This window comes from Flavobacterium sp., from assembly GCF_025352015.1.
Taxonomy (GTDB): Bacteria; Bacteroidota; Bacteroidia; order Flavobacteriales; family Flavobacteriaceae; genus Flavobacterium.
This window is the reverse complement of the sequence record NZ_JANXUG010000086.1, coordinates 1-11,833: the sequence shown is the minus strand read 5'-3', so window position 1 is coordinate 11,833 and position 11,833 is coordinate 1. Positions and strand designations below refer to the sequence as shown.

Below are 11,833 nucleotides of genomic sequence, written 5' to 3'. Positions count from 1 at the left end.
ATAACAAATCCAGTAGTAGAGAAAGCCGGCTTAAAAACAGGTGATAAATTAGTATCTATTGATGGAGAAAAAGTAGAACGCTTTTACGAATCTAATGAGAAGTTATTTTTATCGAAAGAAATTATAGTATTGCGTGATGGTAAAGAAGAAAAAGTACATTTCCCTGTAAATTTTATTGATCAATTGATGCAAGGCAAAAAAGCTTCTTTGGTTGAATTGCGAATCCCTTTTATTGTAGCCGAGGTACCGAAAAATTCTCAAAATAAAGCAGTTTTAAAGTCAAAAGATATTATTACCAGCTTTAACGGAAAACCAGTTCAGTATGCCGATGAGTTATTGGCTTCTTTAGCTTCATTAAAAGGGAAAACAATTCCTGTAATCTTAAAAAGAGACAACAAAGAAATAGCTGCTACTTTAAGGGTTAATGATAGTGCGAAAATTGGCGCTTTTTATGCCTCAAGAATTCCTTATGAAGATTACAGTAAACTAGGATTATATAAAATTAGTGAAGAAAAATTTAGTTTCGTTCAGTCAATTCCTGTGGGTATTCATAAAGGATTTGCTCAATTAAAGAGTTATGGAAAACAATTGAAAGCCATATTTTCACCGAGCACGGGAGCGTATAAAGGCGTAGGCGGCTTTGCTGCTATCTTCAATATTTTCCCAAAAACTTGGAGTTGGGAAGCATTTTGGGGCATCACGGCTTTATTATCTATTATGCTTGGAGTCATGAATTTATTGCCCATTCCAGCGCTAGACGGAGGTCATGTGATGTTTTTGTTATACGAAATAATCAGTGGTAAAACACCTAGCGATAAGTTCCTCGAAAGAGCCCAAATGGTTGGTTTTGTTTTACTTATTTCTTTACTGCTGTTTGCCAATGGTAATGATATTTACAAGGCTATTTTTAATAAATAATGTTTTTTTGAATAAAAATTAGAAATTGTTTGTGAAAAATAAAAATCATTATATCTTTGCACCGCTTTAAAAGTGAATTACACTTTCCTTCTTAGCTCAGTTGGTTAGAGCATCTGACTGTTAATCAGAGGGTCCTTGGTTCGAGCCCAAGAGAGGGAGCAAAAAAGAGTAACATAACAATGTTGCTCTTTTTTTATGATTACTATTTTAATAAAATATCACAATTTCTAGAGCTAGTCTTGGCTATAAATCTTCCAAACGCCAAATCTTACTTTTGCACGTTTGTCAGCATAAAAAAATTAATCTACGTTAAAAAATATTTATATTATATTTACGCCTTAACAAAATTATTTAGGTATGGTAAGTAACAAATTTGTAGAAACGTTATTTGAAAAAAAAATAGTTCAAGATGAAGCTCTTAATGATATCCCATTACATTCGGGAGTATCTGAAAAAGACGGCGAATTTTTACAAAAAATCATTTTAGAAAATAAATTTAAAAATACTCTTGAAATAGGCTGTGCCTTTGGGATTTCATCTTTGTACATTTGCGCAGCAAGTTCGCAAAACGAAGATTATTCTCATACCATTATCGATGCTTTTCAAACAGACTGGAAAAACATCGGGGTTTTGAACTTGAAAAGAGCTGGTTTTACTTCTTTTGAACTTATTGAAAATTTATCCGAAATAGCTTTACCTCAATTGCTTGATAAAAATAAAAAATATGACTTCGCCTTTATTGATGGTTGGCATACGTTTGATCATGTGATGATAGATTTTTTCTACATCAACAGAATGCTTGAAGTAGGCGGTGTAATAACTTTTCATGATTTGGATATGCCCAGTCAAAAGAAACTTTTTCGGTATATCTTAAATTATCCATGTTATGAGTTTTTAGACTCTGTAAACGATATCCCTACTAGTAAAACTCTAAATGTTCGCATTAAAGAAGCTTTTTTTGTGCTTCCTTTAAAATTGTTGAGCACTATAGTTCCGAAAAGAATTAGGTATGAACTTTTTTCGGGTGAAATTTTAAAAAGTAACGAAAAACTAGGATTAGATGGTACCGTGCTAGCTATAAAAAAAACAAAAGAGGATGATAGAGACTGGAGATGGTTTGAGGATTTTTAAACTACTGTATGTTAACTTCATTTAGACAATTCCATTTTATATAAACGTTTACGAAATCGTTATTGTAAATACGTTAACTAAAGATTAGCTTAAATTGACTTCTAATTTGTTAAATAGTCGTTAAAAAATTCTTTCTATTCTTTATTTGAAAGTTACATTTGCAGACAAAAATGATGAAAGCAATATCATATCTCCTTTTTTTAAACTTGTCATTATCCAATGCTTGTTTGGCGAATGTAATGGTTTCAAATGCTGTTGAACTACAAACATTTCAAAAAGAAAACATTAACCATTTTGATTTTTCTCAAAACACAACTTTCGATTATAAAAATGATGTGTTCAATTATTCTGATGACAATGACGATTATGAATGTGATGAACATGAAACACCTTTAAAAGTAAAATTGATTATTTTTAGTACCTATTTTTCTAATAATAATAAACCAATGGCACGGTGGTACGCAACTAAAGATTTTTGTAATAACAAATACAATCATGTCAATTTTTCGCGTCTTCCTCGTTTTGATTACATTTCACTCAAAGTACTTCGTCTTTGATTTTTAAGTTTTATTCTGTTAAAAAAAATTGTTTCCCTCTAAAAAACAATCAGCATCCAAATAAAAATTTTATTTAGTAAACCATGAAAAAGCTCGTATTGCTAATTGGCATCAGTGTGGCATTAAACATAACAAGTTGTGCCAAAAAACAAGAACAAAAAGAAGATACTGGTAAATTTACAGTTACCAATCCTGTACTTATGGATACTATGTTTACCAAAGAATATGTATCGCAAATCAAATCCGTACAAAACATCGAAATTCGAGCACAAGAAAAAGGCTTTCTGCAAAATATTTATGTAGACGAGGGTCAGTTTGTAAATACTGGTCAAGTGTTATTTCGTATTATGCCCAAAATTTATGAAGCCGAATTGCTAAAAGCACAAGCAGAAGCTAAAGCTGCTGAAATAGAATTGAAAAATGCCAAAGCACTAGCCGACAAAAATATTGTTTCTAAAAGCGAGCAAGCAGTTGCCCAAGCCAAATTTGATCAGGCCAATGCAGAAGTCTCTTTGGCGAAACTACATTTGTCCTTTACTGAAATCAGAGCTCCATTTGCGGGAACCATAGATAGAATTCCTAAAAAAATTGGAAGTCTTATTGATGAGGGAGAATTATTGACAACACTCTCTGATAATACTCAAGTATTTGCTTATTTTAATGTATCTGAACCCGAATATATTCAATACCAAACTGATATAAAAGATCGTGGCGATAGCACCGTAAGCTTACTATTGGCAAATGGAGAAACATTGAAATATAAAGGAAAAGTAGAAGTCATCGAAAGTGAATTTAATAATGAAACTGGAAATATTGCTTTTAGAGCAAAATTTCCAAATCCAGATAAATTGTTAAAGAATGGTGAAACAGGTAAAGTTTTGATGACTGTGCCTATAAAAAAAGCTGTAATAATTCCGCAAAAAGCCACTTATGAAATACAAGATAAAAAATATGTTTTTGTAGTAGATAAAAATAATGTGGTAAAATCGAGGGAGATAAAAATTACAGGTGAGCTCCCTGATTTATATGTAGTTAAAAGCGGTATCACTATTTCTGACAAAATATTACTCGAAGGTGTTCAAAAAGCTACTGATGATGAGAAAATAAAGTATGAGTATCAAAATCCGAAAGAGGTTCTTTCTCATTTGAAAATAAAAGCAGAATAGCCCTAAACCTTAAATCTTAAATCCATGTTTAGTAAATTTATACAAAGACCTGTTCTTTCAATAGTGATATCGCTGATGATTGTTTTATTGGGGGTTTTAGCCATGACTAGTTTGCCCGTTACCCAATTGCCTTCTATTTCGCCACCTAAAGTAAACATAATCGCCGAATACCCCGGAGCTAATAATGAATTATTGATAAAATCGGTTATAATTCCATTAGAAAGAGCCATTAATGGGGTGCCAGGAATGAAATATATAGCTTCTAGTGCTGGTAATGATGGAGAGGCTTCGGTTCAGGTGGTATTTAATTTGGGTACCGACCCCAATCAAGCGTCTATTAATATCCAAAATAGAGTGGCTTCGGTGGTAAATAAACTACCCCCACTTGTGGTTCGTGAAGGGGTTAAAATTACACGTGAAGAGTCTAATAACTTACTATACATTAACTTGTTTAGTAAAGACGCCTCAATGGATCAAAAGTTTTTATTCAATTATACCGATATTAATATCCTTTCCGATTTAAAGAGGGTAGATGGTGTAGGAGTGGCTGATATCTTGGGAAATAGAGAATATGCGATGCGTATTTGGTTGAAACCGGATCGGATGTTAGCCTATAAAATATCGGCAGATGAAGTAATGAACGCTTTGTCTTCACAAAGTTTAGAGGCATCTCCGGGAAAAACAGGGGAGAGTTCAGGAAAACGTTCTGAAACCTTTGAATATGTATTAAAATATTCAGGACGTTTTACTACAGAAGAACAATATAAAAACATTATATTAAAATCAAACCCAAACGGAGAAATATTGCGTTTAAAAGATGTGGCTTATATTGAATTCGGATGTTCTGTATATGACATTTATTCTACCTTGAACGGTAAACCATCAGCAGCTATTACTATAAAACAATCTTATGGTAGTAATGCCAGTCAAGTAATAAAAAACGTTAAAGCAAAGCTAGAAGAACTTAAAACATCTTTCCCAAAAGGAATGGATTACGAAATCAGTTATGACGCCTCGAAGTTTTTAGATGCTTCGATAGAAAAGGTAATTCATACCCTTGTTGAAGCGTTTGTATTAGTGGGGTTAGTAGTATTCTTGTTCTTAGGGGACTGGCGCTCAACCATAATTCCAGCAATTGCAGTACCAGTTTCCTTGATTGGTACTTTTGCATTCATGCAAATTTTTGGAATTACTATCAACATTGTAACCTTATTTGCTTTGGTATTGGCTATTGGTATTGTGGTAGATGATGCGATAGTCGTCATCGAGGCTGTCCATGCCAAGATGGAAGAGGACCATCTTTCACCCCTCAAGGCTACTAAAAAAGCCATGGGTGAAATTAGTGGAGCCATTATAGCGATTACCTTTTTGATGGCAGCGGTATTTATTCCACTTGCCTTTATGTCGGGTCCTGTAGGTATCTTCTATCGGCAGTTTGCAATCACTATGGCTACCGGTATTATTTTATCGGGTATTGTGGCGTTAACACTTACTCCGGCACTTTGTGCAATGATGTTAAAAAATCTTCACGGTGTTCCGAGAAAGAAAACGCCTTTGAATAATTTCTTAGATGGTTTCAATGATAAATTCCATAAACTAACTGGAAGATACCAAGGAATATTAGGAAAGATTATTAATAAAAAATCGGTTACTTTTATTGCCTTAATAGGATTTTGTTCTGGAATATTTTTCATTAATAATACACTTCCAAATGGTTTTATTCCTAATGAAGACCAAGGAAGTTTTTATGCCATTATCCAAACCCCTCCAGGTTCATCATTAGAAAGAACCAATGATATAGCCTTAAGACTTCAAAAAATTGCTGAAAAAATTGATGGTGTAAAATCGGTATCCTCCTTAGCTGGTTGGGAATTATTAACGGAAGGTACGGGTTCTAATTCAGGCTCTTGTTTGATTAACTTAAAAAGTTGGGAAGACCGAAAACATTCTGTTAATGAAATAATAGAAGAACTTGAAAAAAAATGTAAAAATATTTCAGGTGCTAATATAGAGTTCTTTCAACCGCCAGCAGTACCAGGATATGGAGCAGCAGGGGGGTTTGAGTTACGTTTGTTAGACAAAGCAGGATCTGGTGATTTCAAGAAAATGGAAACGGTAAGTAATGATTTTGTAAAAGAATTGCGTAAACGTAAAGAGTTATCCTCTGTATTTAGTTTTTATAGTGCGAGTTTCCCACAATACATGATGAAAGTAGATAATGATTTAGCGCAGCAAAAAGGTGTAACGATAGACAATGCTATGAATACGCTCTCTACATTAGTAGGTAGTAATTATGAAATTAGTTTTATCAAATATGACAGACAATATAAGGTAATCGTTCAAGCATCACCAGAATACAGAGCTTTACCAGAAGATATTATGAAACTGTATGTAAAAAACAGTCGAGATGAAATGGTGCCCTTTTCTGCCTTTATGCACATGGAAAAAGTTTATGGGTTGTCTGAAATAGACCGCTACAACATGTATAATACATCTCAAATTAGTGGTTCAGCTGCCAAAGGGTTTAGTAGTGGTACAGCCATTAATGTCATTAAAGAAGTGGCAGAAAAAAAATTGCCTAGAGGTTTTGGTATCGATTGGGCAGGTATCTCAAAAGATGAAGTGGGCCGTGGAAACGAAGCGATTTATATTTTTATCATTTGTTTATTATTCGTTTACTTGGTATTAGCAGCGCAATACGAAAGTTTTGTCTTGCCTTTTGCTGTAATCCTATCGCTTCCAGCAGGTATTTTTGGTTCGTTCCTGTTACTCTCAATAGCGGGGTTAGAAAACAATATTTATGCTCAAGTTGCCTTTATCATGCTGATTGGTTTGCTAGGTAAAAATGCTGTGTTGATTGTGGAGTTTGCGGTTCAAAAACACGAACAGGGAATGTCGGTATTAAATGCTGCCTTAGAAGGAGCCAAAATACGTTTTAGACCTATTTTGATGACCTCATTTGCCTTTACAGCGGGGTTAATTCCATTAGTTTTTGCTTCGGGCCCTGGAAAAATTGGAAATCGTACTATTGGAACGGCAGCTCTAGGAGGTATGCTTTTAGGAACTATTATTGGGGTGTTACTTATTCCTGGATTGTATTTCATTTTCGGGACTATTGCTGCAAAAATTAAAATGGTAAAAAAACAAGATCAAAATCCGTTAAGTGAAAAAATTTAAGAAGATGAATAAACCTATAAGATATAAAATTGTTGTTGTTTTACTGCTCTTTATGGCTTTTACAAGTTGTAAAATGTTGGCACCAGTTGAAAAAACAACACCACCACCAGTTCCAGATACATATGTGTCATCTAAAGATACTATGAATTCGGTAACCGTTAAATGGAAAAATTTTTTTCCAGACAAACATTTGGACAGCCTTATTGAAATTGCCTTGAAAAACAATCAGGAACTGGCGATGATGTTGCAAGATATCGAAATTGCTCGTAACGACGTCAGAGTTAAAAAAGGATTGTTGTTACCAATGATTACTGCTGGTGCTGGTGCTAGTGTAGAAAAAGTAGGTCGTTATACTAGTCAAGGTGCTGGTGATGCTTCTGCAGAAGTTACGCCTGGAAATGGCGTTCCAGAAAACCTTCAAAATTATTTAATTGGTTTGCATGCTACTTGGGAAGTTGATATTTGGAAAAAAATGCGCAATGCAAAGAAAGCTGCCTTTTCAAGATATCTGGCGACAGTTGAGGGCAAAAATTTTGTGGTGACCAATATGGTTGCCGAGATAGCCAACTCTTATTACGAATTACTTTCGTATGATAATCAATTGGACATTATTCAACAAACCATTACTTTGCAAAAAAATGCATTAGAAATTGTTAAAGTTCAAAAAGATGCCGCTAGGGTTACTGAATTAGCCGTTAAAAAATTTGAAGCCGAAGTATTAAATTCTCAAAGCCGAGAATACCAAGTGCGACAACAAATTAAAGAAACAGAGAATAAAATCAATTTTTTATTAGGTCGTTATCCACAAACAATTGCTCGAGACAAAACGGTTTTTATTTCACAACTGCCTCAACAAATACAAGCAGGAATTCCATCCCAGTTATTAGCTAATCGTCCCGATATTAAGCAAGCCGAATTGGAACTTTTTGCCACAAAATGCGATGTGAAAGCAGCGCAAGCCGAGTTTTATCCATCCTTTACAATTTCTGGTGGTTTAGGATTTAGTGCTTTTAAACCATCCTACTTGTTTACAACTCCTGAATCACTAATATACTCATTAGCTGGCGATTTAGCAGCACCACTAATTAATAGAAATGCCATTAAAGCCGAATTTAATAAAGCTAAAGCCAATCAAATAAAGGCACTATACAATTATCAAAAAATCATTTTGAATGGCTACGTAGAAGTGTCGAATGAATTATCGAACATCAAAAATTTAGAGCAGTTTTATGATTTAAAAAATAAAGAGGTACAAGCTTTGACCACGGCAATTGATGTTTCTAATGATTTATTCAAATCATCTCGCGTTGATTATTTTGAAGTTTTGATGACACAACGCGATGCCTTACAATCAAAATTAGAATTAATAGAAGCCAAAAAACAACAATTCAATGCGGTGACCAATGTTTATAGAGCATTAGGTGGCGGCTGGAATTAGACAGCAAAAAATCATTATTATAAGAGGCCTCAAAACCTCTTTTTATTTCTAAACGCTTTTAATCACATAAGTTACAATTCCCCAAATAATTAAATTATTTTCTTCGGTAACTTTTATGGGTAAGAAGGCTTCGTTTTCGGGCACTAAATACACCGCGTTTTGTTCAATTTTAATGCGTTTTACGGTGAATTCGCCATCAATATAACAAACTGCTATTTTATTATTTGTAGGTTCTAACCCTCGATCGATGACCATAATATCGCCATCGTCAATACCAGCGCCAATCATAGAAGTTCCTGAAGCTTTGGCATAAAATGTGGCTTCATGATTTTTCACCAGAACATGGTCTAAACTAATTTTGGCTTCATCAAAATCTGCGGCAGGTGAAGGGAATCCTGCCTTGATTCCGCCGAAAATAAAAGGTGATTTTTGGTTATTTTCAAAATCTGGTATAAAAAAAGTGATGTTGTTGTTTACCGACATGGTATTTCGAGAATTTCATTGAAATTAGTAGTATATCTTTTGGATAAATGAACTTGTTTCATTTTCCAAGTACGCTGTAAATCTTGGCTGCCTAGTCTTATTTTTCGTTCTCCTGTTTTTTTATGATAAGCATCTATAACCTGCATCAGTTTTAAATGCTTTGGGTTTTCTTCTTCAAAAAGATGAAATTGTTTTTGATTTTCGGGAATAATCTCTGTTAAAATAACTCCTGCTTTTTTATAAATTTCTCCTTCTTCAAAAATAGCTTTTAGCATTTTTACTGCTGCGTTACTAATGGTAATTGATGAATTGCTGGCAAAGGGCAACGTATGTATTTTATAAAAATTATACCGCTCTCTTTCGGTTTTATACTTGTCTTTTCGCAAATAAAGTAGCACGCTATGACAACAAGAATGTTGTTTGCGAAGTTTTTCGGCACAAACCGTGGCAAAGGTTGAAACGCGTTCTTTCATCTCATCGAGTGTGGTAATATTGCTAGCAAAACTTCGAGTAATTGCGATGGTTTTACGGTCTTTTGGTAACTCTAATTCCAATACTGATTTTCCTTCCAATTCATATTTTAAACGCAATCCCACAACGCCCATTTCTTTTTTGATGAAGGCTTCATGACGCTGTAACGTGAAATCATAAGCTGTATTGATGTTTTGGGCTTTCATCTTTTTATTTAGTCGAAAACCAATGCCCCAAACATCTTCAATCTTGGTCCATTTTAAAGCTTTTACACGTTTTTCATCTGTATCAATAACATAAACGCCTTGGGTTCTTTCTGGATATTTTCGGGCAATTTTATTGGCTACTTTAGATAGTGCTTTAGTTTCTGCAAAGCCAATAGAAACTGGAATACCCAACCATTTCATAATACGCTGTTTCATCTGCAAACCATAATCGTGATAGTTTGTAATGCTCATTCCGTCAAAGTTCATAAAGGCTTCGTCTATGCTATACGGTTCTGTATGTGGTGTAAATCCTTCTAGAATTTTCATCACCCGATTACTTAAATCACCATACAAAGAATAATTAGAGGAAAAAATATGGATGTTTTTATCTTTGAGTTCCTGCCGAACTTTAAACTCAGGTGCGCCCATTGCAATGCCTAATGCTTTGGCTTCATCGCTTCTCGAAATAATACAGCCGTCGTTATTTGACAAAATGACAATGGGTTTTCCAACCAACTGTGGTTGAAAAACTCGTTCGCAAGAAGCATAAAAATTATTACAATCGACTAGTGCATACATGTCGTAAAGTTACGCAATAGCTGATTGTTTTTTAGTACTGTTGATAACTAAAAAAGCCCCCGAAATGACTTGTGATGAATTTGATGTTTTATTTTTGACTGCTAAAACTCGTTCAACATTTTAGAAATTTCATCTAGTTTTGGTGTTAGAATAACTTCAATTCTGCGGTTTTTAGCTTTGCCTTCGTTGTTGTCGTTAGTTACTACTGGAGCAAATTCTCCACGACCGGCAGCAGTTAAATTTTGTTTTCTGATTCCGCTATTTTCACACAAGATATTTACTATAGCGGTCGCTCTTTTGGTTGACAAATCCCAATTATTTTCTATTCCGCCACCAATGTTTCCTAAAATTTTATCGTTATCTGTATGCCCTTCTATTAAAACGGTAATGTCTGGGTTTTGAGCTAAAACTTTTCCAACCTCAACAACTGCAATTCTTCCTTGTGAACCCACAGCCCAGCTTCCGGTTTGAAATAGCAATTTGTTTTCCATCGAGACATAAACCTTTCCATTTTTTTGGTAAACGGTCAATCCTTTTCCTTCAAAGGCATTCAACGCTTTTGATAAGGTGTCTTTTAGTTTTTTCATGGCAGCATCTTTCGCAGCAATCATACTTTCTAATTCGTTTAATCTTTTGGTATTAGATGCCAATTTGTTATTGAGTTTGTTTAATCGGTCTTGCTCTGCTGCCAATGCTTTTTCTTTGGTGTCTAATTGCGCTAATAAGTCCCTATTTTTGGTCATATTGGTTTGCAAAGCATCGTTGCTGTTTTTTTCCAATGCGGCATAAGAATCCTGTAATGTTTTCAAATTGTTGCTTGTTGCAGTACAATCTGCTTGAAGTTTATCGTTGGCTGCTTTAAGTTTATTCAGTTCCGCTACTTGTGATTTGTTTACCGAATCAAATGCGGCATTTGCTTTATGAAGCTCGTCGTTTTCGTCAGCTATAAATCGGTTTTCTTTCTTTAAATCGGTATATTTGTTTTCCAAATCGTTGTAGATTTTTTTAGAAACACATGACGTCATCAAAGTTATTATTATCAGGCAAAAAACTATTTTTCTTATCATATCTATATTCTTTTCTCTTTGTTCTTTCGTCTTGCTTTTTTAATCAATTTCTACTAAAATGGGACAATGGTCAGAATGTTTGGCTTCGGGTAAAATAACGGCTCTGCTCATCCTATCTTTTAAATTTTCGCTCACTAAATTATAATCAATACGCCAACCCTTATTATTTCCTCTCGCTCCAGCGCGATAACTCCACCAACTGTAATTGTGAGGTTCTTTGTTAAAATGACGGAAGCTGTCAATAAACCCAGATTTCATAAAAATATCCAACCAAGCACGTTCTTCGGGCAAAAATCCAGATACTGTTTTGTTTCGAATGGGATCATGAATGTCAATCGCTTCGTGACAAATGTTGTAATCGCCACAAATAATCAAATTTGGAATACTAGCTTTTAAACTATTTACATAATGCTGAAAATCATCCATGTATTTGAACTTGTGATCCAAACGATTCAAATTGCTTCCCGAAGGCAAATATAAACTCATGACGGATAGATTATCAAAATCAGCCCGGAGATTTCTTCCTTCAAAATCCATGTGGGTAACTTCGGTTCCCTTTACAACATGATTCGGTTTTATTTTAGATAAAATAGCCACACCGCTATACCCTTTTTTTTGTGCCGAAAAATAATATTGATAC

The 11,833-nt window shown here is 34.4% G+C and carries 10 protein-coding genes and 1 tRNA gene; 7 read left to right on the top strand and 4 right to left on the bottom strand.

All coding sequences use genetic code 11. From position 1 onward, the window contains the following. From Q0Q96_RS08535 to Q0Q96_RS08505, 7 genes are all read left to right on the top strand, one after another. The coding region (locus Q0Q96_RS08535) for a site-2 protease family protein (RefSeq protein ID WP_293873709.1) at positions 1-918 on the top strand (918 nt) is incomplete at its 5' end. An 85-nt stretch (positions 919-1,003) separates the two neighbouring features. After that, a tRNA-Asn gene (locus Q0Q96_RS08530) sits at positions 1,004-1,077 on the top strand. Between the two features lie 198 nt (positions 1,078-1,275). Beyond that, the gene (locus Q0Q96_RS08525) at positions 1,276-2,049 is read left to right on the top strand and encodes a class I SAM-dependent methyltransferase (RefSeq protein ID WP_293873707.1); all 774 of its coding nucleotides are present in this window, start codon (positions 1,276-1,278) and stop codon (positions 2,047-2,049) included. Positions 2,050-2,219: 170 nt separating this feature from the next. Continuing rightward, on the top strand, positions 2,220-2,606 hold the full coding sequence (locus tag Q0Q96_RS08520; protein WP_293873705.1) for a hypothetical protein: 387 nt from the start codon (positions 2,220-2,222) through the stop codon (positions 2,604-2,606). Positions 2,607-2,689: 83 nt separating this feature from the next. Continuing rightward, positions 2,690-3,772: an efflux RND transporter periplasmic adaptor subunit gene (locus tag Q0Q96_RS08515; RefSeq protein WP_293873703.1), complete on the top strand. Its 1,083-nt coding sequence runs from the start codon at positions 2,690-2,692 to the stop codon at positions 3,770-3,772. A gap of 24 nt (positions 3,773-3,796) precedes the next feature. Next, positions 3,797-6,949: an efflux RND transporter permease subunit gene (locus Q0Q96_RS08510; protein ID WP_293873701.1), complete on the top strand. Its 3,153-nt coding sequence runs from the start codon at positions 3,797-3,799 to the stop codon at positions 6,947-6,949. 4 nt (positions 6,950-6,953) lie between these two features. Next, positions 6,954-8,387: an efflux transporter outer membrane subunit gene (locus tag Q0Q96_RS08505; protein WP_293873699.1), complete on the top strand. Its 1,434-nt coding sequence runs from the start codon at positions 6,954-6,956 to the stop codon at positions 8,385-8,387. A gap of 48 nt (positions 8,388-8,435) precedes the next feature. Here Q0Q96_RS08505 and umuD read toward each other — a convergent pair whose 3' ends face one another. The 4 genes from umuD to Q0Q96_RS08485 all read right to left on the bottom strand — a co-directional run. Continuing rightward, complete coding sequence (gene umuD, locus Q0Q96_RS08500; protein WP_293873697.1) at positions 8,436-8,870, bottom strand: translesion error-prone DNA polymerase V autoproteolytic subunit; 435 nt, start codon at positions 8,868-8,870, stop codon at positions 8,436-8,438. After that, positions 8,861-10,126, bottom strand: a complete 1,266-nt coding sequence (locus Q0Q96_RS08495) for a Y-family DNA polymerase (RefSeq protein ID WP_293873695.1) — start codon at positions 10,124-10,126, stop codon at positions 8,861-8,863. Before Q0Q96_RS08495 ends, umuD begins: the two co-directional genes overlap by 10 nt. Before the next feature lie 101 nt (positions 10,127-10,227). After that, positions 10,228-11,193, bottom strand: a complete 966-nt coding sequence (locus Q0Q96_RS08490) for an OmpA family protein (protein ID WP_293873693.1) — start codon at positions 11,191-11,193, stop codon at positions 10,228-10,230. Positions 11,194-11,232: 39 nt separating this feature from the next. Continuing rightward, a partial coding sequence (locus tag Q0Q96_RS08485; protein ID WP_293873691.1) for an exodeoxyribonuclease III occupies positions 11,233-11,833 on the bottom strand: 601 nt, incomplete at its 5' end.